This window comes from Saccharothrix tamanrassetensis, assembly GCF_014203665.1.
Taxonomy (GTDB): domain Bacteria; phylum Actinomycetota; class Actinomycetes; order Mycobacteriales; family Pseudonocardiaceae; genus Actinosynnema; species Actinosynnema tamanrassetense.
The window spans coordinates 291,983-316,637 of sequence record NZ_JACHJN010000003.1 but is presented as its reverse complement, the minus strand read 5'-3'; the positions used below and the strand labels follow the sequence as shown (position 1 = coordinate 316,637).

At 71.1% G+C, this 24,655-nt stretch carries 25 protein-coding genes; 6 read left to right on the top strand and 19 right to left on the bottom strand.

Annotated elements, in window-relative coordinates:
- Nucleotides 1-146: 146 nt before the first annotated feature.
- Together FHS29_RS10595 and FHS29_RS10590 are read right to left on the bottom strand one after the other, a co-directional pair.
- On the bottom strand, nt 147-1,292 hold the full coding sequence (locus FHS29_RS10595) for a polyamine ABC transporter substrate-binding protein (protein WP_184690400.1): 1,146 nt from the start codon (nt 1,290-1,292) through the stop codon (nt 147-149).
- Complete coding sequence (locus FHS29_RS10590; protein ID WP_184690399.1) at nt 1,285-2,436, bottom strand: ABC transporter ATP-binding protein; 1,152 nt, start codon at nt 2,434-2,436, stop codon at nt 1,285-1,287. The genes FHS29_RS10595 and FHS29_RS10590 overlap by 8 nt, the downstream gene beginning before the upstream one ends.
- Nucleotides 2,437-2,616: 180 nt before the next feature.
- Between FHS29_RS10590 and FHS29_RS10585 the strand changes: the two genes are divergently transcribed.
- Entirely contained in the window at nt 2,617-2,874 is a 258-nt protein-coding gene (locus tag FHS29_RS10585; protein WP_184690398.1) for a DUF2631 domain-containing protein, read from the top strand.
- A gap of 68 nt (nt 2,875-2,942) precedes the next feature.
- Here FHS29_RS10585 and FHS29_RS10580 read toward each other — a convergent pair whose 3' ends face one another.
- Nucleotides 2,943-4,529 (bottom strand): serine/threonine-protein kinase, encoded by a 1,587-nt coding sequence (locus FHS29_RS10580; RefSeq protein WP_184690397.1) that lies wholly within the window; start codon nt 4,527-4,529, stop codon nt 2,943-2,945.
- 141 nt (nt 4,530-4,670) lie between these two features.
- On the opposite strand from FHS29_RS10580, the gene FHS29_RS10575 reads away from it, so the two are divergent.
- Both FHS29_RS10575 and FHS29_RS10570 read left to right on the top strand, forming a co-directional pair.
- Nucleotides 4,671-5,159 (top strand): beta-class carbonic anhydrase, encoded by a 489-nt coding sequence (locus FHS29_RS10575; RefSeq protein ID WP_184690396.1) that lies wholly within the window; start codon nt 4,671-4,673, stop codon nt 5,157-5,159.
- A gap of 10 nt (nt 5,160-5,169) precedes the next feature.
- Nucleotides 5,170-5,865, top strand: a complete 696-nt coding sequence (locus FHS29_RS10570; protein WP_184690395.1) for a PP2C family protein-serine/threonine phosphatase — start codon at nt 5,170-5,172, stop codon at nt 5,863-5,865.
- Between the two features lie 6 nt (nt 5,866-5,871).
- Here the strand turns inward: FHS29_RS10570 and rlmN are convergent, their stop codons facing one another.
- The gene (rlmN, locus tag FHS29_RS10565) at nt 5,872-6,978 is read right to left on the bottom strand and encodes a dual-specificity RNA methyltransferase RlmN (RefSeq protein WP_184690394.1); all 1,107 of its coding nucleotides are present in this window, start codon (nt 6,976-6,978) and stop codon (nt 5,872-5,874) included.
- 108 nt (nt 6,979-7,086) lie between these two features.
- Between rlmN and FHS29_RS10560 the strand changes: the two genes are divergently transcribed.
- Complete coding sequence (locus FHS29_RS10560; protein WP_184690393.1) at nt 7,087-7,719, top strand: PadR family transcriptional regulator; 633 nt, start codon at nt 7,087-7,089, stop codon at nt 7,717-7,719.
- Between the two features lies 1 nt (nt 7,720).
- Here the strand turns inward: FHS29_RS10560 and FHS29_RS10555 are convergent, their stop codons facing one another.
- Nucleotides 7,721-8,698 carry an aldo/keto reductase gene (locus FHS29_RS10555; protein ID WP_184690392.1) on the bottom strand — a complete coding sequence of 326 codons (978 nt, stop codon included), beginning with the start codon at nt 8,696-8,698 and terminating at the stop codon, nt 7,721-7,723.
- A 36-nt stretch (nt 8,699-8,734) separates the two neighbouring features.
- Nucleotides 8,735-9,481: a class I SAM-dependent methyltransferase gene (locus FHS29_RS10550; protein ID WP_184690391.1), complete on the bottom strand. Its 747-nt coding sequence runs from the start codon at nt 9,479-9,481 to the stop codon at nt 8,735-8,737.
- Between the two features lie 131 nt (nt 9,482-9,612).
- Here FHS29_RS10550 and FHS29_RS10545 point away from each other — a divergent pair, with 131 nt between their 5' ends.
- Nucleotides 9,613-10,353: a VOC family protein gene (locus FHS29_RS10545; protein ID WP_312864855.1), complete on the top strand. Its 741-nt coding sequence runs from the start codon at nt 9,613-9,615 to the stop codon at nt 10,351-10,353.
- Between the two features lie 125 nt (nt 10,354-10,478).
- On the opposite strand, the gene FHS29_RS10540 is transcribed toward FHS29_RS10545, so the two are convergent.
- The 5 genes from FHS29_RS10540 to rpsB form a co-directional block, all read right to left on the bottom strand.
- The gene (locus tag FHS29_RS10540; protein ID WP_376774405.1) at nt 10,479-11,390 is read right to left on the bottom strand and encodes a phosphatidate cytidylyltransferase; all 912 of its coding nucleotides are present in this window, start codon (nt 11,388-11,390) and stop codon (nt 10,479-10,481) included.
- A gap of 94 nt (nt 11,391-11,484) precedes the next feature.
- Nucleotides 11,485-12,042, bottom strand: a complete 558-nt coding sequence (frr, locus tag FHS29_RS10535) for a ribosome recycling factor (protein WP_184690389.1) — start codon at nt 12,040-12,042, stop codon at nt 11,485-11,487.
- Between the two features lie 46 nt (nt 12,043-12,088).
- Entirely contained in the window at nt 12,089-12,799 is a 711-nt protein-coding gene (pyrH, locus tag FHS29_RS10530; RefSeq protein ID WP_221455847.1) for a UMP kinase, read from the bottom strand.
- Between the two features lie 112 nt (nt 12,800-12,911).
- The gene (gene tsf / locus FHS29_RS10525; protein ID WP_184690387.1) at nt 12,912-13,727 is read right to left on the bottom strand and encodes a translation elongation factor Ts; all 816 of its coding nucleotides are present in this window, start codon (nt 13,725-13,727) and stop codon (nt 12,912-12,914) included.
- A 109-nt stretch (nt 13,728-13,836) separates the two neighbouring features.
- Nucleotides 13,837-14,751, bottom strand: coding sequence for a 30S ribosomal protein S2 (gene rpsB / locus FHS29_RS10520; RefSeq protein ID WP_184690386.1), 915 nt, complete (start codon nt 14,749-14,751; stop codon nt 13,837-13,839).
- 339 nt (nt 14,752-15,090) lie between these two features.
- On the opposite strand from rpsB, the gene FHS29_RS38465 reads away from it, so the two are divergent.
- Nucleotides 15,091-16,008, top strand: a complete 918-nt coding sequence (locus tag FHS29_RS38465; protein WP_376774404.1) for a peptidoglycan DD-metalloendopeptidase family protein — start codon at nt 15,091-15,093, stop codon at nt 16,006-16,008.
- Here FHS29_RS38465 and FHS29_RS10510 read toward each other — a convergent pair.
- From FHS29_RS10510 to lepB, 8 genes are all read right to left on the bottom strand, one after another.
- Nucleotides 15,986-17,110 (bottom strand): FliA/WhiG family RNA polymerase sigma factor, encoded by a 1,125-nt coding sequence (locus FHS29_RS10510; protein ID WP_221455739.1) that lies wholly within the window; start codon nt 17,108-17,110, stop codon nt 15,986-15,988. The genes FHS29_RS38465 and FHS29_RS10510 overlap by 23 nt on opposite strands.
- The gene (locus FHS29_RS10505; protein ID WP_184690385.1) at nt 17,085-18,062 is read right to left on the bottom strand and encodes a tyrosine recombinase XerC; all 978 of its coding nucleotides are present in this window, start codon (nt 18,060-18,062) and stop codon (nt 17,085-17,087) included. The genes FHS29_RS10510 and FHS29_RS10505 overlap by 26 nt, the downstream gene beginning before the upstream one ends.
- Before the next feature lie 33 nt (nt 18,063-18,095).
- The gene (dprA, locus tag FHS29_RS10500) at nt 18,096-19,244 is read right to left on the bottom strand and encodes a DNA-processing protein DprA (protein ID WP_184690384.1); all 1,149 of its coding nucleotides are present in this window, start codon (nt 19,242-19,244) and stop codon (nt 18,096-18,098) included.
- A 1,319-nt stretch (nt 19,245-20,563) separates the two neighbouring features.
- A complete protein-coding gene (locus FHS29_RS10495; RefSeq protein ID WP_184690383.1) occupies nt 20,564-22,081 on the bottom strand; it encodes a YifB family Mg chelatase-like AAA ATPase in 1,518 nt (505 codons plus the stop codon).
- 1 nt (nt 22,082) lies between these two features.
- Entirely contained in the window at nt 22,083-22,439 is a 357-nt protein-coding gene (locus FHS29_RS10490) for a YraN family protein (RefSeq protein WP_184690382.1), read from the bottom strand.
- Nucleotides 22,440-22,624: 185 nt separating this feature from the next.
- A complete protein-coding gene (locus FHS29_RS10485; RefSeq protein WP_015104440.1) occupies nt 22,625-22,948 on the bottom strand; it encodes a DUF2469 domain-containing protein in 324 nt (107 codons plus the stop codon).
- Nucleotides 22,948-23,742 (bottom strand): ribonuclease HII, encoded by a 795-nt coding sequence (locus FHS29_RS10480; RefSeq protein WP_184690381.1) that lies wholly within the window; start codon nt 23,740-23,742, stop codon nt 22,948-22,950. The genes FHS29_RS10485 and FHS29_RS10480 overlap by 1 nt, the downstream gene beginning before the upstream one ends.
- Nucleotides 23,743-23,751: 9 nt before the next feature.
- Nucleotides 23,752-24,654 carry a signal peptidase I gene (gene lepB / locus FHS29_RS10475; RefSeq protein WP_184690380.1) on the bottom strand — a complete coding sequence of 301 codons (903 nt, stop codon included), beginning with the start codon at nt 24,652-24,654 and terminating at the stop codon, nt 23,752-23,754.
- Between the last annotated feature and the right edge of the window lies 1 nt (nt 24,655).

Below are 24,655 nucleotides of genomic sequence, written 5' to 3'. Positions count from 1 at the left end.
ACCGCGAACGCCCGCGCTTCCGCGCTGGGCGCGCATGCAGGGCGACGTGGCGTTCCGCTCCCAGGCCCGCCTGCCCCGACTGCGCCGGGCAGGCCGTGCCGCATACCGCTACTCCACCGTGATCCGGAGCTTCACGAGCTTCCCGGTCAGCCGGTCTTGACCTTCGTCCACGCGTCGGCGTAGCGGGCCTCCACCTCGCCGCCGAGGTCCTTGGTGAACGGCAGCTTCGCCAACCGCTCCGCCGACGGGTACACCAGCGGGTCGTCCAGCAACTCCTTGTCGATCAACGGCTTGGCGGCGGCGTTCGGGCTGCCGTACCGGACCGCGTTCGCCAACGCCGCACCCACCTCGGCGCCGAGGATGTAGTCGATGAACCTGTGCGCGTTCTCCGCGTGCGGTGCGTCCTTCGGCACGCACAGCAGGTCCACGTAGGACAGACCGCCTTCGCCCGGGATGGCGTAGGCGATGTCCGGGTTGGCTTCCCGCGCCTGGAACGCGTCGCCGGAGTAGGCCTGGGCCAGCGGGACCTGCCCGCCGGTCAGCGGCTCGATCACGTCGGAGGTGATCTGCCCGATCTTCTTCTTCAACTCCAGCAGCACCGCCACCGCTTCGCCGATCTGCCCGGTGTCGGTGGTGTTCGGGTCGTGGCCGGCCTTCAACAGCCCCAGCGCCAGCGCGTCCCGCGCCTCGTCCAGGATCGTGCTGCGCCCCTGCGCGGCGGCCAGGTCGTAGGCGGAGAAGCCGGTCACGTCCCCGAGCTGCGACTTCGAGTACGCCAGGCCCGTCGTCCCCCACGCCCACGGCACGGAGTACGCGTTGCCCGGGTCGTAGTCGGCCTCGGTGAACCGCTTGTCCAGGTTCTTCAGGTTCGGCAGCAGGTCGTGGTCCAGCGGTGACAGCAGACCCGACCGCAGGAACCGGCGCAGGAAGTTGTCGCTGGGCACCACGAGGTCGTAGCCCGCCGCGCCGGACGCGATCTTGGCTTCCATCTCGTCGTTGGTGCTGAAGTTGTCGTAGGTGACGTCGATGCCGCTCGCCGTCCTGAAGCCCGACAGCGTGTCCGGCGCGATGTAGTCGGTCCAGTTGTAGAAGTTGAGCTTCGGCTCGCTCCTGGCGTTGGACGCCTTGACCTTCGAGGTGGGCGCACTGCTCGTGCTCGGCGCCTCGCCGACCCCGCACGCGCCCGTCGCGGCCAGCGCGAAGAACGCCGTGGAGCGCAGCACGGTCCGCCGGGTGACCCGCCGGCTGTCCACGTCCCACAGGCGGGCGATCCGGAGGTTTCGTTCAGTCATCGGCGCTCTCCAACAGCACGGTGAAGTCGGGATCCCAGGCCAGCCGCACGGGCTGCCCCGGCGCGCCGGCGTCGTCGATCCGGCGCGTGTTCTGCACGAAAGCGACCAGCTCGCCGCCACCGGGGATGTGGACCACGTACTGCGTCGACACCCCGGTGTACACGACATCGCGGACGGTGCCGTTCAACACGCACCAGCCCGACGGCGGCTCGCCCGCCTGGTCGTACAGGTGCACCTTCTCCGGGCGCACGGTCGCCGCGACGCGCTGCCCGTGCCGCACTTCGCCGTGCAGCGGTGCGCGCAGCCGCGTCACGCCCGGCGCGTCCAGTTCCACCCGGTGACCGTCCACACCGGACACCTTGGCGTCCAGGATGTTCGAGGTGCCGATGAACCCGGCCACGAACCGGGTCGCCGGGCGTTCGTACACGTCCTCCGGGTAGCCGACCTGCTCCAGCTTCCCGGCGTTCATCACGGCGATCCGGTGCGACAGGACCAGGGCTTCCTCCTGGTCGTGCGTCACGTAGAGGAACGTCGTGCCGACCTCGCGCTGGATGCGCATCAGCTCCATCCGGAGTTCCTTGCGCAGCACGGCGTCCAGCGCGCCCAGCGGCTCGTCCAGCAGCAGCAGCCGCGGCCCGGCGGCGAGCGCCCGTGCGATCGCCACCCGCTGCTGCTGGCCACCGGACAGCTGCGCCGGGCGGCGCTTGGCGAACGGGCTCAGCCGCACCAGCTCCAGGTGTTCGCCGACGGTCTTCTTGAGCGCGTCACCCTTGACGCCCTTGCGCTTCACGCCGTACGCCACGTTGTCCCACACCGACATGTGCGGGAACAGCGCGTAGGACTGGAAGACCGTGTTCACGTCCCGCCGGTAGGGCGGCACGCCCACCATGTCCACGCCGTCCAGCTCGATCCGGCCCGCGTCCGGGTGCTCGAACCCGGCGACCATGCGCAGCAGCGTCGTCTTGCCGCAGCCGGACGGCCCGAGCACGGAGAAGAACTCGCCTTCGTGGACCCGCAGCGTGATGTCGTCCACTGCGGTCTGGTCGGAGAACCGCTTGGTCACCCCGTGCAGACCGACTTCGACGGGTGCGAAGGTGTCCGGGGTCGGCTCCTCGGCCGGGTGGAAGCCGGGCTGTTCGGTCAACTCGTCGCCTTTCCGGCACGTGCGGGCGGCTACGGCAGCCCCCGGGCGGCGCCCGTGGTCGAACAGCGGCCGAGGGTAGACGCCGGGGCGGTGCCGCGCACCTCACGTCTCGCGCGCGCCCGCCATGTGCGACGATTGCCGGCGTTGGTGAACGTGATCGGGCAGGAAGGTCGTGCGGCTGTGTCTTCGTCCTCGGAACCGGACAAGCGTCCGGCGGTCGACACCCACGACGAGCCGTCTGCCGACTGGGGTTGGCACGGCAGTCTCCCCAAGGGCATGAAGATCGCCGGCTGGGTGTCCGTGCTGGCCACGTTCTCCCTGCTGATCGGCAACCACCACGGCCGGACCGAGGACATCTGGGTGATCGCGTTCGGCACCGGCCTGGCGCTGCTGCTGATCTGGGACCAGGTGCGCAGCCGCACCTCGTGGCGCCGCTAGCGGTACCGCCCCGCCGGCCGGCGCCGCATCGCCGGCCCACCACACCGCCGGACGTACTGCCCGGGACGCTAGTTCCCGAGCACCCAGCCCAGCTGGAACTCCACAGTCTTGCCCTCGCAGCTCGGGCTGAGCGACTCGAAGTGGTGCCCGCCCATGTTGCACCGGTAGATCGGCTGCGCCGGGGCGTCCGCCGGCCTGGCCGTGAAGATGTGCCCCACCACGCCGTAGACCTGCTGGTTCTCGCAGTTCGCGGACACCGAGCTCATCCGGTCCGCACTGCCGGCGATCTTGCACGAGTACAGCGGCCGGGTGCCGGGCTCGGGGTTGACGGCGAGCTTGCCCAGCGGCCCCTCGGCGGCGTACCCGGCCGGCACACCGAGCAGCGCCGAACCGCTGTAGTGCCAGCCCTCCGCGTTGCGGAACCGGGTGAACACCGTCGTCTCACGGGCCGGCGTGGCAGCGGTCGTGGTGGTGGTCGTCGCAACGGCCGGGGGCGGTGCCGCGCCCTGTGACGTCGTCACGGCGGCGGTCGTGGTCGTCGTGGTGGTGCTCGGAGCGGAAGTGCTGCTCGCCGCAGACGACGTCCCGGCGGACGTCCCCGTCGTCGTGGTGACCGCACCGGACGGCCCGGTGTCCTGCGCGCCGGAGGCCCGACCCGGCTCGGCCTCCGGGAACAGCACGAACACGGCCATGAGCGCGAGCGCCGTGACGGCCACGGCAGCCCCCGCCGGCACCGCGATCCGGCGCTTCGGCTTGGGCGTCTCGTCGTCCCACGCGTCGCCCCGGCCCGGCCTGGTGTCCGACGGCGGCGCGGTGGTGACGAACGACGTCGGGGCCTCGATGACCACCGTGTCGGGCTCGCGGGGAACGGCCCTGGTGCGGTCGGTGAGGTGCGCCCGGACCTGCGCGGCGGTGAGGCGCGCCTCGGCGGACTGGGTGAGCAGCCCCATCACGACGCCGGCCAACGGTTCCGTGGTGCGCACCAGGACCGGCTCCTCGTACATGATCGCGTGCATGGTCGCGGCGGTCGTCTCGCGCTGGAACGGCGAACGGCCCTCGGCGGCGTGGAACATGGTGGCGCCCAGCGCCCACAGGTCGGAGGCGGGTGACGGCGGTCGGCCGTGGAACAGCTCGGGGGCCATGTAGCCGGGCGAGCCCATGACGCCGCCGGTCGCGGTGAGGCCCGGGTCGTCCATGGCGCGGGCGATGCCGAAGTCGGCGAGCTTCACGCCGCCGTCGGGCAGCACCATGACGTTGCCGGGCTTGACGTCCCGGTGCACGACACCCGCCGCGTGCGCGGTCTCCAGCGCCTTGAGCACCTCCAGCCCGATCGCCTCCACCCTCGGCGCGGGCATCGGCCCGGTGCGCATCAGGTCGGCCAGCGTCGGCGCTTCGACCAGCTCCATCACGATGTAGGTGATGCCGTGCTCGGACAGCACGTCGTGCACGGTGACCACCGCCGGGCTGTTCAGCCGGCCGGCCGTGCGGGCTTCCCGCAGCACCCGCTCCAGCTCGGTCCGCGACGACGTGCGCAGCTCCTTGAGCGCGACCCGCCGCCCGATGACCTGGTCCTCGGCGAGCCAGACGACCCCCATGCCGCCCCGGCCCAGCTCGCGGAGCTTCCGGTACCTGCCCGCGACCAGCTTCGATTCCACCCCGTCCCCCCTTGTCGGGCAGATGTTATCCGCCTTCGCTTCCCACCTTGTGAACGCTGTTGCGCACGTGCGCATACGACAGTTGGCTCAGTGTCGCGCAGCGCACACATTCACTTGCTCACTGTGAGATGGAGATCCGCCATGTCCGTCACGGACGAACTCCTGGCCAACAACGCCGCCTACGTCGAGCAGTTCACCGGCCCGCTGCCGCTGCCCCCGTCGAAGCACGTCGCCGTGGTGGCGTGCATGGACGCGCGCCTGGACGTATACCGGGTGCTGGGCCTGAACGAGGGCGAGGCGCACGTCATCCGCAACGCGGGCGGCGTGGTCACCGAAGACGAGATCCGGTCGCTGGCGATCAGCCAGCGCCTGCTGGGCACCAAGGAGATCATCCTCATCCACCACACCGACTGCGGGATGCTGACGTTCACCGACGACGAGTTCAAGCGCTCGATCCAGGACGAGGTGGGCGTGAAGCCGCCGTGGGCGGCGGAGTCGTTCAAGGACCTGGACGAGGACGTGCGGCAGTCGATCGGCCGGATCCGCAACAGCCCGTACGTGCCGGTGAAGGACTCGATCCGGGGGTTCGTGTTCGACGTCGCGACCGGGAAGCTGACCGAGGTCGCCTAACCTTCGTGGCGTGACAGCCCTGACCGCGGCGGCCGGCACCACCCCCGGCCGCCGCTACCCCGCGAACTTCGACGTGGCACACCTGAGCACCGGCCCGCTGCTGGCGGCGGTGGCCGACGGCATGGGCGACGGCCCCGGCAGCACCATGGCCGGGCGGACGGCGGTGGACCTGCTGGTCGCCGGCGTGCGTTCCGGCGGCTCGCCCGTCGACGCGGTGGCCGAGGCGCAGCGCCGGGTCGGCGACTACGGCCGGCAGATCGGCGGCCTGGCGGGCTGCACGCTGACGGCCCTGGTCGAGCTGCCCGACGGCTTCTGGCTGGTGCAGATCGGCGACTCCCGGCTGTACCGGCTGCGCGCGGGCCTGCTGGAACTGCTCACCGTCGACCACACCATGGCGTGGCTGGGCGCGGTGCACGGCTGGTACCCGTTCGACTCGGGCGAGGCAGCGGCGGCCCGCTACCAGCTGACCCGCTACATCGGCCACCCCGGGCAGCCGGAACCGGACCTGGTGAAGATCACGCCCCGATCCGGCGACGTGTACCTGCTGTGCACCGACGGCGTGGCCGAACAGGTGCCGTACCACCGGATCCTGGAGACGCTGAGCCGGCAGCCCACCCCGGACGCCATGGTCCGCACCCTCGTGGAGGCGTCGGACGCCGCCGGCGGCAACGACAACGCCACCGCCGTCGTCGTGACCGTGGGCTGACCCGGCTCAGCCCTCGGCGGCCAGCTGCCCGCAGGCGGCGGCGATCTCCTGGCCCCGGGTGTCGCGCACCGTGCAGGCGACGCCCTGGGCCTCGACCCGGCGCACGAACTCGCGTTCCACCGGCTTCGGCGAGGCGTCCCACTTGCTGCCCGGCGTCGGGTTCAGCGGGATCACGTTCACGTGCACCAGCTGCCCCAGGTGCCTGCGCAGGACCTTGCCCAGCATGTCCGCGCGCCAGCCCTGGTCGTTGATGTCCCGGATCAACGCGTACTCGATGGAGACCCGCCGGCCGGTCCGGTCCGCGTAGCCCCTCGCGGCCTCCAGCACCTCGGCGACCTTCCACCGCGTGTTGACCGGCACCAGCGTGTCGCGCAGCTCGTCGTCCGGCGTGTGCAGCGACACCGCCAGCCGGACCTGGAGGTCCTCCTCGGTCATCTTCCGGATCGCGGGCACCAGGCCCACCGTCGACACCGTGACCGACCGCTGCGAGATCCCCAGCCCGCCGGGAGCCGGGTCGCAGATCCGGTGCACCGCCTCGATCACGCGCTTGTAGTTCGCCAGCGGCTCGCCCATGCCCATGAACACGATGTTCGACAGCCGTCCCGGTCCACCGGGCAGCTCACCGTCGCGCATGGCGGCGGCACCGCGCCGCACCTGGTCCACGATCTCCGCCGTGGACAGGTTCCGGGTCAGCCCGCCCTGGCCGGTCGCGCAGAACGGGCACGCCATGCCGCAGCCGGCCTGCGACGAGATGCACAGCGTCGCCCGGTCCGGGTAGCGCATCAGCACGCTCTCGACCAGCGTCCCGTCGTGCGCCCGCAGCAGCGTCTTCCGGGTCGCCCCGGCATCGGCCTCCACGCTGCGCAGCTCCGTCCACAGCGGCGGCATCAGGTCGGCGACCAGCCGGTCCCGCGACGCGGCCGGGATGTCGGTCATCTCGGCGGGGTCGACGGTCAGCCGGCTGAAGTAGTGGTTGGACAGCTGGGCGGCGCGGAACGGCTTCTCACCCAGCGCCGCCACGGCCTCTTTCCGCTGCTCGGCGGTGAGGTCGGCGAGGTGTCGCGGCGGCAGGCCGCGCTTGGGCGCGTCGAAGACGAGGGGAAGTGCAGTCATGGCGCCCTCCAGTGTCCCACGACTGCGCGAGCCGGTTCACCGTTGCATCGCGATACGTTCCGATATATCGTCGACACGTCACAACCGATCGCAGAAGGAGCGAACGATATGAGGTTCCACCACGAACACCGACACCACGACCGGCACCACCGGGAGCACGGCTCCGGCGACCCGCGACGCGGCTTCGGCGGCGGGTTCGGGCCGTTCGGGGGCCCGCCGGTACCGCCCGAGCCGCCGGGCTTCTTCCCGGGAGGCCGTCGCGGGCGCGGCGGCAGGCAGCGCAAGGGCAACGTCCGCGCGGCGGTGCTGGCCCTGCTGGCCGAACGCCCCATGCACGGCTACGAGATGATCCAGGAGATCGGCCGGCGCACCGACGGCCTCTGGCGGCCGAGCCCCGGCTCGGTCTACCCGACGCTGCAACTGCTGGCCGACGAAGGGCTCGTCGCGTCCACCGAGGAAGCGGGCGGCAAGAAGCTGTTCACGCTCACCGAGAACGGCCGGGCGGAGGCCGCCAAGCTGGAGGGGGCGCCGCCGTGGCAGCAGGTCAACGACGAGCTCGACGTGAACGCGGCGAAGCTGCGCACGGCGGCACGGCACCTGGGCGCGGCGATGCAGCAGATGGCGCACGCGGGCACGCGTGAGCAGCAGTCCCGTGCCGTCGAGGTCCTCAGCGAGGCCCGGCGGAAGCTCTACGCCATCCTGGGCGAGCTGGACGTCGAAGAGGACACCGACGACGAGTGAGTCACCAGCGGTCGTGCACCAACGGCCGAACCAGCTCGTCGTACACCGCGCGCACCTGGTCGTGCGAGGTCAGCGGTGCGAGGCTGGCGGCAGCCGAGTTGGCACGCGCCTGCTCGGCGTTGCGGGCGCCCGGGATCACCACGGTCACGCCCGGCTGGTCGATGATCCAGCGCAGCGCGAACTGCGCCATGGTCGCGCCGTCGGGCACCAGGCCGCGCAGCCGTTCCACGGCCTCCAGGCCCACCTCGTAGGGCACGCCGGAGAAGGTCTCGCCGACGTCGAACGCCTCGCCGTTGCGGTTGAAGCTGCGGTGGTCGTCGGCCGCGAACGCGGTGTCCCGGCGGTACTTCCCGGAGAGCAGTCCCGAGGCGAGCGGCACGCGGGCGATGATCGCCACGCCCGCGTCCGCCGCCGCGGGCAGCACCCGCTCCAACGGCTTGAGCCGCAACGCGTTGAGGATGATCTGGACGCTGGCCACCCCGGGCCGGGCGATGGCGGTCAGCGCCTCCTCGGTGGTCTCCACGGACACGCCGTACGCGGCGATCCGCTCGGCCTGCACCATCTCGTCCAGGGTGTCGAACACCTCGTCGGTGGAGTACACCGGCGTCGGCGGGCAGTGCAGCTGCACCAGGTCGAGCGTGTCCACGCCGAGGTTCGCGCGGGACCGGTCGTTCCAGGCCAGGAAGTTGTCCCGGTTGTAGTTCTCCGGGGTCTGCTCGACGCGGCGGCCCATCTTGGTGGCCACGGTGATGCCGGAGTCGGCACGTTCCCGCAGGAACCGGCCGACCAGCGTCTCGCTGCGACCGTCGCCGTAGACGTCGGCGGTGTCGAAGAAGTTCACGCCCGTGTCGGCGGCGGCGTGCAGCACGGCCAGCGCGTCCGACTCGTCCACCTGCCCCCAGTCGGCACCGAGCTGCCAGCAGCCCAGCCCGACCACGCCGACCTGACGACCCAACCTGCGCGCGTTCCGGTTCTCCACGCCCCGATCCTATGTGCACACTCGCGCGTACGGCACCTACCGCAGCACCAGACCGGACGGTTTGCGCCGGGTGTGCACCCGGTAGCCGACCTCCAACGACAGACCGGGCGTCCGGGCGATGGCCCGTTCGGCGACCTTGGCGGAGAACTCGATGCGCAGCACCGCTTCCAGGTCCTCGCGCGTTTCGAACCGCCACAGCGCGCGTACCCGGCGCAACCCGAAGCCCTGTGCCGTGAAGAACTCCTCCACGTCCACGGGGTTGTAGCGCGGCTCGTCGGCACACAGCCACGGCCCGTAGGGCTCGGCCAGGCCGTCGAGATCCACGATCGCGAGCGTGCCACCGGGGCGCAGCACCCGGTCGGCTTCACGCAGACCAGGTTCGCAGCCGGGACCGAAGAAGTACGCCGTGCGCGCGTGCACGAGGTCCGCGCTGCTGTCGGGCAGCGGCAGCCGCTGCGCGGGACCGGCGACCACGGACACGTTGGGCAGGTCGGCGACCCTGGCGCGCGCCCGGTGCACCAACGGCGGATGCGGCTCCACCCCGGTCACCCGGCCGGCATCCCGCGCGAAAACCGGCAGGTGAAACCCGTCACCGCAGCCGACGTCGACCACGTCCCCGCTGGTCCAGTCGCACACCTCGCGCAACGCCCGCCAGATCGCCCCGTCCACGTCCTGGGCACGGTTTTCGACCTCGTAGACCTCGGGCCAGTGCCAGATGTTCGGGCTCGGCAGGACGTCGACCGGTCGTACGGCGGCCAACGCGGCACGGACGAATCCCTTCACGAGACGACTCTAGAGCCGTACCGTGATCGTTCCCCCCGGCACGCAGGAGGTAGACGGTGTCGATTGTCCCGAATTCCCCCGCCTTGGCCGAAATGCACCACGGTGCGCCCTGCTGGGTGGAGTTACCGATCGTGGACGAGCAAGCCGCGATCGACTTCTACTCCGGCCTGTTCGGCTGGACCTACGCCGACGTGCACGGCCGCACCATCGCCGTGGTGGACGGGCTGCCGGTCGCCGAACTGCTGCCCGCCGACGGCGGCTTCGGCTGGACGCTGTACCTGAACACGCCGCACGCCCGTGCCACCGCGGAGAAGGCGTACTCCATCGGCGGGCACGTCCTGCGCGAGCCCGACGAGGTGAACACCCTGATCGCCGACCCGACCGGAGGTGTGGTCGGCTTCCGGCACGTGCCGCCCGACTGGGTGTTCGGCACGGACGGGCACGGCGCCTACGCGTGGGCCGAGCTGAACACCCGGGACGGCGCGGTGGCGGACGCGTTCTTCGAGGAGCTGTGCGGCTTCGAGATCACCCAGATCGGCGACGGCCAAGCGGTCGACTACACGACCTGGGCCGTCGAGGGGAACACGGTGCTGGGACGCCAGCGGATGGGCCGCGCGTTCAGCCCGGACACCCCGGCGCACTGGATGGTGTACTTCAACGCCGCGCCCGAGATCGGTGCCGACTCGGTCGCTTCCAGGGTGCTCGAACTGGGCGGACGCGTCACCGTCGAGCCCTACGACACACCGTTCGGCCGCGTCACGGTGGTGGCCGACCACATCGGCTCGGTGTTCTCGGTCATCGACCCGTCCCGCTCCGTGCCGCTGACCGAGGAGGAGGTCGGCGCGCCGGTCGACGACCCCTTCGACGACTGAACTCCGGGAACCCGGCCCCGGTACTCCCTCGGCACGGCTCCCTCGGCACGCGACTGGTCCGGCGGCACGCGACTGCTCAGGCGTGGGTAGAGGCGCATCGGCGACCTCGCCCGCGCCTGGCGGCGTCAGGCAGGTACGAACGCTTGCAGCAGCAGCGAGGACACCACGGCCGAGGGCAGCAACGAGTCCATCCGGTCCATCAGCCCACCGTGCCCCGGCAGCAGCGTCCCCATGTCCTTGATCCCGAGGTCCCGCTTGATCAGCGACTCGACCAGGTCCCCGGTGGTGGCGGTGACCACCAGCGACGCGCCGAACAGCACGCCCTGCCACCACTGCCCGCCCAGCATCAACCCGACCGTGAGGGCGCCACCGACCATGCCCGCCACCATCGAGCCCGCGAAGCCCTCCCAGGACTTCTTCGGGCTGATGGTGGGGGCCATCGGGTGCTTGCCGAGGAAGACCCCGGCCGCGTAGCCGCCGGTGTCCGACAGCACCACGCCGATCAGGAAGCACAGCACGCGGAACACGCCGTCCTCGGCCACCACCAGCATGACCGCGAAGGAGGCGAACACCGCCACGTACACCACGGTGAAGATCGACGCCGTGACGTCCCGCAGGTACCCGTCCGCCCCGTCCTTCAGCCGCCACAGCAGGCACACCAGGACGGTGACCGCGAACGCCGTGAGCACGCCGTCACGCCCGTACGGCCAGGCCAGCCACACCACCGCCTGGCCGCCCAGCAGCACGGGCACCAGGGCGACCCGGATACCCGCGCCGCGCTTCACCGCGCCGGCGAGCTCGTACATCGACACCGCGACCGCCACCGCGACGATGCCCACGAACGTCTGCCGCACCGTGAACAGGGCGAACAGGATGACCGCGCCCAGGCCCACGCCGACGACGATGGCCGACCGCAGGTCCCGGCCCGCGCGCGACGCGCCCTGGCCGACCGCACCCCGGCCGGCCGCGCTCCCACCGGCCGCGTCCCGGCCGGCCGCGCCCTGCTCACCGCCGCCTGACACCTGTGCTCCCGTCACGGCCGCCTGATACCTGAGTTCCCGTCACGGCCGTCGACCGGCCAAGAAGAGCCACCCGACCGACCACCCGGCCGGACGGAACCGACCCGACCACCTAGACCTCTAGGAGCTCGGCTTCCTTGTGCTTGACCAGCTCGTCGACCTGGGCGACGTAGCGGTGCGTCACGTTCTCCAGTTCCTTCTCGGCGCGGGAGCCGTCGTCCTCGCCGACCTCGCCGTCCTTGACCAGGCGGTCCAGCTCTTCCTTGGCCTTGCGCCGGATGTTGCGGATGGAGACCTTGGCGTCCTCGCCCTTGCCCTTGGCGACCTTGACCATCTCGCGGCGGCGCTCCTCGGACAGCTGCGGGATCACCACGCGGATGACCGCGCCGTCGTTGCTGGGGTTCACGCCCAGGTCCGAGTCGCGGATGGCCTTCTCGACCGAGTTCAGCTGGCTGGCGTCGTAGGGCTTGATGACCGCCATCCGCGCCTCCGGGATGGCGACGCTGGCCAGCTGGTTCAACGGGGTCGGCGAACCGTAGTACTCGACGACGATGCGGGAGAACATCGAGGGTGTGGCGCGGCCGGTGCGCACCGCGGCCAGGTCTTCCTTCGCCACGGTTACCGCTTTTTCCATCTTCTCCTCGGCATCGAGGAGGGTCTCGTCGATCACGGCTGACTCCCTTGGTGTGCGAAGTTCGGCTCAAATCCCAGCAGGTCTAGAAAGACGGGCGACCACCGGGGGTGCTCACCAGTGTGCCGATCTTCTCACCACGCACGGCGCGCGCGATGTTCCCCTCGGTGAGCAGGTTGAACACCATGATCGGCATGTTGTTGTCCATGCACAGGCTGAACGCGGTCGCGTCGGCCACGCTCAACCCGCGTTCGAGCACTTCGCGGTGCGTGATGTGGTCGAACATCTGCGCGTCCGGGTCGATCTTCGGGTCCGCGGTGTAGATGCCGTCCACGGCCTTGGCCATCAGCACGATCTCGCAGCCGATCTCCAGCGCCCGCTGCGCGGCGGTGGTGTCGGTGGAGAAGTACGGCATGCCGGCGCCGCCGCCGAAGATCACCACGCGGCCCTTGTCCAGGTGGCGCATGGCGCGGCGGGGGATGTAGGACTCGGCGACCTGGCCCATCGTGATGGCGGTCTGCACGCGGGTGTCGATGCCGTGCTCGCGCTCCAGGAAGTCCTGCAACGCCAGGCAGTTCATGACGGTGCCGAGCATGCCCATGTAGTCGGCGCGGCTGCGGTCCATGCCGCGCTGCTGGAGCTCGGCGCCCCGGAAGAAGTTGCCGCCACCGATGACGACGGCGACCTGGACGCCTGTCCGGACGACCGCGGCGATCTGGCGGGAGACGGTCTGCACGACGTCGGGGTCGACGCCCACACCACCGCCGCCGAACATCTCGCCGCCGAGTTTGAGCATGACCCGGTGGTAACCGTGGCCCGGTTCCTCGTCTACCTCTGCGCTCACAGGTCCTCCTCTGGACACGGCAAGGGCGGGGTTGCATCCTTGCGCAACCCCGCCCTCACGCGAATCAGGCCTCGCCGACCTCGAACCGGGCGAAGCGGGTCACGGTGACCCCGGCCTCGTCCAGCACGGCCTTGACGGTCTTCTTGGACTCCGTCACGGAAGCCTGCTCCAGCAGCACGACGTCCTTGAAGAAGCCGTTCACCCGACCTTCGACGATCTTGGGCAGCGCCGCCTCCGGCTTGCCCTCCTCGCGCGAGGTCTCCTCGGCGATGCGACGCTCGTTGGCGACCACGTCGGCCGGCACCTCGTCGCGGGTGAGGTACCGGGGACGCATCGCGGCGATCTGCATCGCGGCGCCGCGGGCGGCGTCCTCGTTGTCACCGGTGTACTCGACCACGACGCCCACGGCGGGCGGCAGGTCGGCGGCACGGCGGTGCAGGTAGGTGGTCACGGTGCCGTCGAAGATCGCGACCTTCGCCAGCTCGAGCTTCTCGCCGATCTTGGCGGAGAACTCCTGGACGACCGCGTCGACGCTCTGGCCGTCGAGGTCGGTGGCCTTGAGCACCTCGACGTCCGCCGGGCGGGTGGCCTTGGCGACCGCGACGATCCGGGAGGCCAACTCCTGGAAGTCGGAGTTCTTGGCGACGAAGTCGGTCTCGCAGCGCAGCTCGATCATCACGCCGTCCTCGGCGGAGACCAGACCGTTGGAGGTGGTCCGCGCGGCGCGCTTGTCGACGTCCTTCGCACCCTTGATGCGCAGGATCTCGACCGCCTTGTCGAAGTCGCCGTCAGCCTCTTCCAGCGCCTTCTTGCAGTCCATCATGCCTGCGGCGGTCAGCTCACGCAGGCGCTTCACGTCAGCGGCGGTGTAGTTCGCCATCGTGCGGTTTTCCGTTCCTTCTGCGGGATACGCGCGGGGGTGTTGCGGTGGCCGGATGCCGGTGCGCACGCCGTGCCCGGGACGAGTCGCGGGCACGGCGTGCGACGGGTCAGGACTGGACGGCCTCGGTGTCCTCGGCCGGCGCGGCAGCCGCGGCGGGCTCGGCAGCCGGGGCAGCCTCGGCGGCAACGGGCTCGGCGGCAACGGGCTCGGCGGCAGCGGCGGGCTTGTCCGTCGGCTCGGCGCCGACGAGCAGCTCCTGCTCCCACTCGGCCAGCGGCTCGTCGGCGCCCGGCTCCGGCTTGTCGGCGCCGTCGGCGGCCTGGGTGCGGGCGCCGGAACGGGCCATCAGACCGGCGGCCGCGGCCTCGGCGACGACCTTGGTCAGCAGCGCGGCGGACCGGATGGCGTCGTCGTTGCCCGGGATCGGGTAGTCGACCTCGTCCGGGTCGCAGTTGGTGTCCAGGATCGCGACGATCGGGATGTTCAGCTTGCGCGCCTCGCCGACCGCGATGTGCTCCTTCTTGGTGTCCACGATCCACACGGCGCTGGGCACCTTGGACATGTCGCGGATACCGCCGAGCGTGCGCTCCAGCTTGTCCTTCTCACGGTTCATCATCAGGATTTCCTTCTTGGTGAAACCCTGGAAACCGCCGGTCTGCTCCATCGACTCCAGCTCCTTGAGCCGCTGGAGGCGCTTGTGGACCGTGGAGAAGTTGGTGAGCATGCCGCCCAGCCAGCGCTGGTTCACGAAGGGCATGCCGACCCGGAGGGCCTCGTTGGCGATGGCCTCCTGAGCCTGCTTCTTGGTGCCGATGAACAGGATCGACCCGCCGTGCGCGACCGTTTCCTTGACGAACTCGTAAGCCCGGTCGATGTAGGTCAGCGTCTGCTGGAGGTCGATGATGTAGATGCCGTTGCGCTCGGTGAAGATGTAGCGCTTCATCTTCGGGTTCCAGCGGCGGGTCTGGTGCCCGAAGTGCACGCCGCTGTCGAGCAGCTGCTTCATGGTGACGACGGCCATGGCCGGGTTCGCACCTCTTCGATCAGGCGCGCCGGCACTCGTCCGGCACGCGTTCCGGTTGTTCGCGGCGGGCCGGGGTGGACCGCCGCCCTAGTGCCCTTGCCGCCGTCCGAACCGGAGTTGACCTCAGGACCGCCGGACGCCGTGACCCGACCGCGGGAGGATCGAATCTGCATTGGCACGCGAAGTCGCCCCGCACTTACACGGGCCGCGCAGGAAGTGTACGCCGAGAACGCCCCGCACAACGAACCGCCCCCGAGTTATCCACAGCCCGTCCGCCTGTCCACAGTTCACGGATAGCCCCTGGTAGCCCCCACCGAGTCCAGGCAACGTGGACTCATGCCCCAAAAGCCCGGACCCCCACCGCCCCCGACCACGCTCCGGCTCCGGCCCCGGCCCACCCTGTTGGTCCTGACCACGGCCGCTCTGCTGGCCTCACTGGTCACCCCGCTCCCCGCAGCGTTCCCCGCAGCCGCCCGACCACTCCGCTACGCCTGGCCATTGGCACCGCCGCACCCGGTGCTGCGCACCTTCCACGCCCCGTCGACCCCGTTCGGCCCGGGCCACCGAGGCGTGGACCTGGGCAGTCCGCCCGCCGCACGCGTGCTGGCGGCAGGCGACGCCACGGTCGTGTTCGCCGGCCCGGTAGGCACCAGACAACTGGTCTCCCTGTCCCACCAGGGCGGCCTACGCACCACCTACGAACCACTGAAACCGCTGGTCGCCCGTGGTCAACGGGTAGCCAGAGGTACCCCGATCGGCACCCTCCAACCGGGCCACGAGGGCTGTCGGACCACCTGCCTGCACTGGGGCGCATTCCGCCTCAAAGCACAACCGAGTCCCCCACAACCCCAGCTCAGCACCTCACCGCCCAGCACCTCACCATCCAGCGCGCCGCAACCCGGCGCACCGCAGCCGAACGCGCCGCAATCCAGCCCTCCACAGCCCAACGTCACGCTTGAGCCCGATGGCATCCCACAACCCGGCCGCGAGTACTTCGACCCGCTCACGCTCCTGGCCAGAGGCCAGGTCCGCCTGCTGCCCCTGAGCCCCACCGCACCAAGGCCCGCCACATCCCGCCCCACCGCGCCCGAGCCCACTGCATCCCGCCCCACCGCATCCCGCCCCACCGCGCCCAGGCGCACCGCGCCCAAACCCCACGCATCCCGGCCGGACGCGCCCAGACCTGCCGCACCCGGGGCGAGGCCGGCCGCCAGGGCGTCCGCGAGCCCGGTCAGGCTTCGAGCTGCTCGTTGAGCTTGGTGCGCAGGCGCAGGACCGCGCGGGTGTGGAGTTGGCAGACCCTGGACTCAGTCACGCCCAGGACCTTGCCGATCTCGGCCAGGGTGAGGTTTTCGAAGTAGTACAGCGTCACCACCACCCGGTCGCGTTCGGCGAGTTGCGCGATGGCGTCCGCCAGCTGTCGACGGCTGTCCTGGTCGACCAGGGTGGCGATCGGGTCTTCCGCGCCCTCGTCGGGCAGCGACTCGGCCAGGGAGGCTCCCGCGCCGCCGACGCTGCGACCCGCCGCGATCAGTTCGTCCAGGGCGACCACGCTGGTGAGCTGCAGCTGCGCGTACAGCTCACGCAGCTCCGCCAGGCCGATCTTCAGCTCGACGGCGAGTTCGCGGTCGGTCGGGGTGCGCTGGAGGCTCGCGCCGAGGCGTTCCAGGGCCCGTTCGACGTCGCGGGCACGGCTGCGGACGGACCTGGGAACCCAGTCCTGCGAGCGCAGGTCGTCCAGGATCGCTCCCCGGATGCGCTGCATCGCGTACGTCTCGAACTTCAGGCCGCGTTCGGGTTCGAACTTCTCGATCGCGTCGACCAGGCCGAAGATGCCGGACTGGATCAGGTCGGCGACGTCCACGTGCGCGGGCAGACCGGTGCCGACGCGGCCCGCGACGTACTTGACCAGCGGGGCGTAGTGCAGCACCAGGCGGTCGCGCAGGAACTGCTCGTGCGACTGGCCGTAGGTGTGCCAGAGCGCGATGATGCCGGCTTCCACGTCGTCGGCGGTCCGCGACTCGGAGGCCGGGTGCGCGGGCCTGCCCACGGGCGCGGTCACGGGATGCCCGTTGTGCAGGGATTCATCGACGGCGTGCTCACTGCGCCGGGATTCGTCGTCGATGCGACCACTGTGCGAAAGGTCCTGATCGGCGGGCGCGCTTTGCAGGGGCTCGTCGTCATGTCCGCTGGCCGTGGGCTCGTCGACGTGGTGACCGTTCGTCCCGGTCGGGGCGTGCGCAGCCGAGTTCTGCGCCTCCGACGAGGTCCCGACGTGCGCGGCGGCAGGAGAGGTCACGGTTGCGGTCCGCGAACCTCCCCCTGCGACGTCAGGAGCGGGGGTGGGTTCGGTCATGGATCGCCTTCAGCCGTTCGACGGTGACGTGTGTGTAGAGCTGAGTCGTTGCGAGCGTAGCGTGACCAAGAAGCTCTTGGACGGTGCGCAGGTCCGCTCCCCCTTCCAACAGGTGCGTGGCCGCGGTGTGGCGCAGGCCGTGCGGCCCGATGTCGGCCGTTTCAGGTACCGCACCCACTACATCGTGGACAACCCTCCTGGCGGTACGCGGGTCGAGCCGGCCGCCGCGCGCACCGACGAACAGCGCGCCCTGTGAACGGTCGCTGACCAGCGCCGACCGCCCGTGTTCCACCCACCGCCGTACTGCCCGTTCGGCCGGAACGCCGAACGGCACGGTGCGTTCGCGCCTACCCTTTCCCAGAACCCGGATCACCCTTTGGGAGTAGTCGATGTCGTCGAGGTCGAGACCGCACAACTCGGCGACCCGCACCCCTGTCGCATACAGCAACTCCACCACGGCCTGGTCACGCAGCGCAACCGGATCGCCGCGTTCCGCGGAGACTTCCGCAGCGGACATCGCGGCTCGCGCCTGGTCGGCCCGCAACACGGCGGGCAGCGTGCGGTGCGGTCGGGGCGCGGCGAGACGAAGCCCCGGGTCGTCGGCGAGCAACCCGGCCCGCGACGCCCAGGCGGTGAACGTCCGGGCGGCGGCCGCGCGGCGGGCCAGCGTCGTCCGACTCGCGCCCGCCGAGTGCTGGGCGGCCAGCCACGACCGTAAGCCGGCCAGGTCGATCGCCTCCACGGTGGCGTCGGCAGCCGTGCCGGCAGCCAGGTGGACCAGCAAGGACACCACGTCAGCCAGGTAGGCGCGGACGGTGTGCGGCGACAGCGAGCGCTCCATCGCGAGATGGCGCTGGTAGCCGTCCAAGGCCACCGAGACGTCGGCGGGCAGCGCACGACGCAGGCCGACAAGATCGACACGGCGAGTCCGAGCGGGCGGCGGCGGGGACATAGCCCCTGACGCTGCGCCTCCGAGCGCCCTTGGTCAAGTATCGCCACGCCAACTCCCTTCATGAGAGCGCTTCCATCCGGTGTCGACGCGCTCCGCGAGTCGGACCAACTCCAGTTCCGGCAACAGCGCCCGGACCCGGGGCAGTTCGACCCCGGATTCCACCGCGACGGCCTCGGCACTGATCCCGGAGCCCAGCGGGAGCGCCTCGAACACCCGCAGCGCCTCCCCCTGTGGAAGACCGACTTCGGTGGCCCGCGTGGCCTCCACGAGGTCCACGCCGAGCCGACCGGTCGACTCGATGACCTCGGCCACGCTGCTCACGGCCACCGCCTCCCCCGACCTCAGCAGTTCGTGGCAGCCGGAGGAACTGGCCGACGTGACCGGTCCCGGCACCGCCATCAGCACCCGCCCGAGCGCGGCGGTGGAGGCGGCGGTGTTCTTCGCGCCGCTGCGCTTCCCCGCTTCGACCACCACGGTCCCTTCGCCCAGGGCGGCGATCAGCCGATTGCGGGTGAGGAAGCGATGGCGGGCCGGCCGACATCCGGGCGGGTACTCGCTGACGACCAGGCCGTGGTGCGGGATGCGTTCGAGCAGCCCTTCGTGCCCACGCGGATAGGCGATGTCAACGCCGCAGGCCAACACCGCGATGGTCGGCCCGCCGGCGGTCAGCGCCCCACGGTGAGCGGCTCCGTCGATGCCGTAGGCAGCCCCGGACACCACCGTGACCCCGGCCTCGGCCAGCCCGAACCCGAACTCGGCCGCGACGTGCTGCCCGTACGCACTGGCCGCCCGACTGCCGACCACCGCCACCGCCCGCTCGGTCAACTTGGCCAACTCCCCGTCCCCGCGCACCCACAGCGCAAGCGGCTCCAACCCGCACCGCAGTCCGTGCGAAGCGGCCACCGCCAGTGCGTTGAACGGCCACGCGGGCCATTCGCCGTCCTCGGGAATCACCAGCCTGCCGCCGAGTACGGCGACGGCGGCCAGGTCTTCGGCGGCGGTGTCCCCGTCCCGGCGAGCGGAGGTCTGGCTGTCGACGGCAGCGGAGACGTCCCCGTCCCGGATCAACCGGGCCGCCCGCACCGGCCCCACCGCGGCAACCAGGGCGGCCACCGCGTGCGCGGGCGGCTCGGCGACGCGGGAGAGGTAGGCCCGAGCCAACCGGAGTTCGTCATCACTCACGACACGCCGCCAACGGGTACAGCCCGCTCCACACCGCCCACCACGACCGGTCCCTCCGGGAACAGCTGCGCACCGAGCCCCGACAGGTTCCAGGCCACGAGCCGCAACACGCTTTCACGCGCGACCACCACGCATGTGCGACCACGCCGCACAGCCAGCCCTTGCAGCGAACACCCCGGCCACATCCCGCGCCGCACCCGAGGCTCACGTCGGCGGCAGCACAGACACGCGACTGTCGGACACTGCCGCATCGCGGAACACCGTCGTACCGCCGGACACTTCCGCACCGCGAGGCACCGCCGCTCCGCGAGCTGCTGCCGCATCGCGAGGCGCGGTCGCATCGCCGAGCACAGTCGCACCACGGGGCACCGTCGTACTGCCTGGCGCTGTCGTACTGCCTGGCGCTTTCGTACTGGGCACCTTCGCACCGCCGGGTGCTGTCGTACCGGTGCGATCCACAGTTGTGCGGCTCACGCCGCTGCGTTTCGCAGTCACGCGGCTTGGAGCCGTGAGCGGTGGTCGGATCAGAAGCCAGGTGGCCCTTGGATTGCCTGCTACCTGCCATGGCCGTGCCCTCGCGGTCGGTGCGCGGGGTGCTGCTGGGTGGTGAGGCGGGAAGGCTGCCCGGTGGTGAGGCCGGGGCGGTGATGCGTCCGCGATGGAGGTGTGGACCGTCGGTGTGCGCGGCGGTGGGGTTGGGGGCCTTGGGCCGCCGAAGACGGTCGCAGGTTTCGGGCGAGGTGTCCGGCCAGTCGTCCTGTCCCGCACCTAGCGAGGGCGGGAGGGGGAGAGCGGAGTGCGGGTCGGGCGGGAGGCCGAGGCTTGCGTATGGGGCGTGCGGGAGGGGAAGGGCGGAATGCGTGGCCGGTGGGGCGCTAGAGGTTCGAGGGTGTTGGTCGTCGGGCGGGGTGGCGAGTCCGGGGCTGGCAGCGGGTTCGAGGGTGGGGGCCAGTCCGGGGCTGGCAGCAGGTTCGAGGGTGGGGGCCAGTCCGGGGCTGGCAGCAGGTTCGAGGGTGGTGGCGAGTCCGGGGCTGGCGGGGAGTTCGGGCGCGGCGGGGTCGAGGTTGGTGGGGTGGGTCATGGGGTGCCTCCGTTGGGTGGATTCGGCGCGTCGGTGGGGTGGGTGGTTTCCGGGTTTTGTTGGTGGGAACGGGCTTTGATTCGCCTGGCGGGTTGGCCCAAGGGCCAGCGGGTGCCGCGTCGGGGGATTTGCAGGCGGCGGAGTCTCGGTCTGGCGGGATAGGTGTCCAGGTCCGGTTCGGGCGGCGTCGGGTCGGGTCTTGCGGGTTTTCCGGTTGTCGGACGGGACAGTTTCGGGGTCATGGCCTTCGTCTTTCTCGGAATTCGAGGGCTGCCGCCACGTGGTCGGCGGTGGGCTCGGGGGTTTCGGCGAGATCGGCGAGCGTCCAGGCCACCCGGAGGCACCGGTCGGCGCCTCGGCCGGTCAGTGCGCCCAGGGCGAGGGCGCGGTCCAGGAGGGTCGTCGCCTCCCGGGGCAGGCGGAACTCCCGCCGCAGGGCCGGGCCGGGGACTTCGGCGTTGGTCCGCCAGCCGTGGGCTGCCCAGCGGTTCCTCGCCCTGGTCCTCGCTTCGAGCACGCGGTGGCGGACCGCCGCGGTCGGCTCGGGGTCGGCGACCTCGGGGGCCATCATCACGGTCAACGGGCGCATGGTCACCCGCAGGTCCACCCGGTCGAGCAGTGGGCCGGAGAGCTTGGCCTGGTAGCGGCGTTTGGTGGTGGGCAGGCAGATGCAGTCCAGGTCCTTCGGCGGGGCGCACGGGCACGGGTTGGTGGCCAGCACCAGTTGGAAACGGGCCGGGTACCTGGCGATGCCGTCCCTCCTGGCTATCCGCACCTCGCCCTCCTCCAGGCAGGTGCGCAGGGCGTCCAGGCTCCGGGCACCGAACTCGCACGCCTCGTCGATGAACAGCACTCCCCGGTGCGCGTGGCTCACCGCGCCGGGTTTCGCCAGGCCCGTGCCCCCGCCGACCAGTGCCGCCGTCGACGTGGACGGGTGCAGGGAGACGAACGGCGGTGTGGCCACGAGCGGGGCCTGCGGGGTGAGCAGGCCCGCGACGGAGTGGATGGCCGTCACGCCGATCGCCTCGTCCGTCGACAGCGGCGGCAGGAGGCTGACCAGGCGTTCGGCCAGCATCGTCTTGCCGGTGCCGGGCGGACCGGTGAGCAGCACGTGGTGGCCGCCCGCCGCGGCGACCTCCAGCGCCCAGCGGGCCTCGGGCTGGCCCACCACGTCGGACAGGTCCGGACCGGGCGGGGGCGGCGGCGTCGGGTCGAGGGTCGGGGCCGGGGTGAGGGAGGTGTCGTCGCCGTTCAGCCAGGCGATCACGTCGGTGAGGTTCTCCGCGCCGTGCAGGGCCAGCCCCTCCACCAGGGCGGCTTCGGGCAGGGACGCGGTCGGCACGACGGCCCGTGCCAGGCCTGCCCGACGGGCGGCCATCAGGGCGGGCAGCACGCCTCGGACGGTGCGCAGCCGGCCGTCCAGCGCCAGTTCGCCGATCAGCACGGTGCCGGCCAGGCGGTCGGCGGGCACGGCCTGCGACGCCGCCAGCACGACGCAGGCCAGGGCCAGGTCGTAGCTCGAACCGCCCTTCGGCAGGGTGGCCGGGGACAGGCCCAGCGTGACGCGCTGGGTCGGCCAGGTGTGGTTGCTGTTGCGGACGGCCGCCTTCACGCGGTCCTTCGACTCGTGCAGGGCGGCATCCGGCAGGCCGAGCAGCTGGGTCCGCACGGTGCCCGCGCCCACGTCCGCCTCGATCTCCACCGGCACGCCGTCCACGCCGAACAGCGCCACCGACCACCCTCTCGCCAGCGCCATGTCAGGCACCCCGCACGTGGTGCAGTCGGATCGGACCCGACCGGGGCCAGAGGACGCCCACCAGGTCGCAGCGGATCTTCAGGCGGGTCAGGTCGTGGATCTCCCGCCAGCGCAGGGCCAGCGCCCGGATGCGGTCCAGCTTGGTGCGCGTGACGGCTTCCAGCGGGCTGCCCCGGCCGGGGCCGGAACGGCACTTCACCTCGCAGACGACCAGCTGCGCGCGGTCGGTCGCGACGATGTCGAGTTCGCCCTCGGGGCAGCGCCAGTTGCGCTGGAGCAGCGCCAGGCGCTCCTGCCGGCACAGGTATTCGCAGGCGAGGTGCTCGCCCAGTTCGCCCAGCTCCTGCGTGGTCCGCACGGTGGCTCCCGGTTCGGTGTGAAGTCGTGTCGTGATCGACTTTGCCGAAGCGGATCTTGGGGAGCCAGGGGGAGATCACGATCTGTGGATGGATTTCGGGCCTGTGGACAACTCGGCGGAAACCCACCCGAAAGCCGCAAAGGGGCCCACCCCTTCGGGTGAGCCCCTGCGACTTTGAGCGGCGGTCAGGAGTTGAACGGACCGTCCTCGGGCAGCCTCAGGTCCGGCTTGTCCAGCTCTTCCACGTTCACGTCCTTGAACGTGATAACCCGGACGTTCTTCACGAACCGGGCCGGCCGGTACATGTCCCACACCCAGGCGTCGGACATCCGCACCTCGAAGTAGACCTCGCCGTCCGCGTTGCGGACCTGCACGTCCACCGAGTTGGCCAGGTAGAACCGCCGCTCGGTCTCCACGACGAACGAGAACTGGCTGACGATGTCGCGGTACTCCTTGTACAGCGACAACTCCATCTCGGTCTCGTACTTCTCGAGATCCTCTGCACTCATTACGCCTCCGCGCGGGTGCTCATCGAATCCGCGCCCCTCCTCGTCGCGAGCCTGCCACCGCTGGTCTGCGGCGATGTTCCATTCTGGACCACGGCGGCGGAAAGCACGTCACGCGCCACTCGGTGCGGCGGCGTCAACCCGTGCCGGGCCCCCGCCGAGGCCACGTTCGCATACGACCAGCGGTGCTCCGCGCTCGGCCCGTGGGCCAGCAGCGCGGCGCTGTGCTCGGGCGTGCTGTAGCCCTTGTGCACGTCGAACCCGTAGACCGGCAGCTCATCGTGCATCCCGGTCATGATCCGGTCCCTGGTGACCTTGGCCAGCACCGATGCCGCCGCCACGCAGGCGGCCACCCGGTCCCCCTTGATCACCGGCATGTTCGGCGCGGTCAGCCCCGGCACCGGGAAACCGTCGGTCAGCACGTAGCCGGGGTGCGCGGACAGCCGCGCCACGGCCCGCCGCATGCCCTCGATGTTCGCCACGTGCACACCGATCAGGTCGACTTCCCACGCCGGGATCACGATCACCGCGTAGTCCACGGCCCGCTTCAGCACCAGGTCGTACATCCGGTCCCGGGCCGGCGCGGTCAGCAGCTTCGAGTCGGTCAGCCCCTCGAACCGGGCCGCGTCACCCGGCTTGAGCACGCACGACGCCACCACCAGCGGACCGGCGCACGCGCCGCGCCCGGCCTCGTCCACCCCGGCGACCGGCCCCAGGCCACGCCGGTCGAGCGCTGCTTGGAAGGCCCAGATTCCCGCGGTCTGCCGAACCTGGGCGCGAGGCGGCTTGCGGATCACCACCCGACCCTATCCCAGCCGCGAACGCCGGATCCGGGCCCTCACCCGCCTGCCGATCAGCAACACGGGCCACGCCGCCGCGATACCCACCCCGGCGGGCACCGCGTCCTGCCACGCGGGCGCGCCCAGCGCCACGGCCTGCGGGTTGTGGTCGCCCACGCCACCCCAGCGGGACGGGGGCAGCACGATCACCCGCGCCTTGCCCACCACGTTCTCCACCGGCACCAGACCGCCGAGCCGCCGGTCGCCCTGGCACCGCGAGTCGCACGAGTCGTTCCGGTTGTCGCCCATCACGAACAGGTAGCCGTCCGGGATCTTCAGCTCGTCGAACGACTCCTGGAAGCTGCCGCGCCCCGGCTCCCAGTACACGTACGGCTCGTCCAGCGGCTTGCCGTCCACCAGCACGCGGTTCTTCTCGTCGCAGCACTTCACGGTCTGCCCGCCGACCGCGATGATCCGCTTGACGAAGTCCTCCTTGCTGGCGGTCGGGATGCCGATCAGCGACCCCAGCCCCTGGAAGAACCCCACCACCGCGTTCGGCGGCTCGGTCGGCCCGAAGTCGTTGTTGATCCAGCTGTCCGGACCGTGGAAGACCACCACCTCGCCCGCCGAGGGGTCGGTGAAGTCGTAGGTGAGCTTGTCGACCAGCACCCGGTCGCCGAAGCACGGCGCGGCGCAGCCGTGCAGCGTCTGCTCCATCGACTCCGACGGGATCATGTAGACCCGCGCCAGGAACGTCTGGATCAGGAACGCGAGCCCCACCGCGACCACGACCAGGATCGGCAGTTCACGCCAGAACGAGCCCTTCCGCTTCTTCTTCGACCGCTTGCGGAACTCCTCGATCTTCTCCTCGTCGGAGGCGCGCTCGGGGTCCTCGTCGGACGAGTCGCGGGAAGGTGCCACGTCTACCACT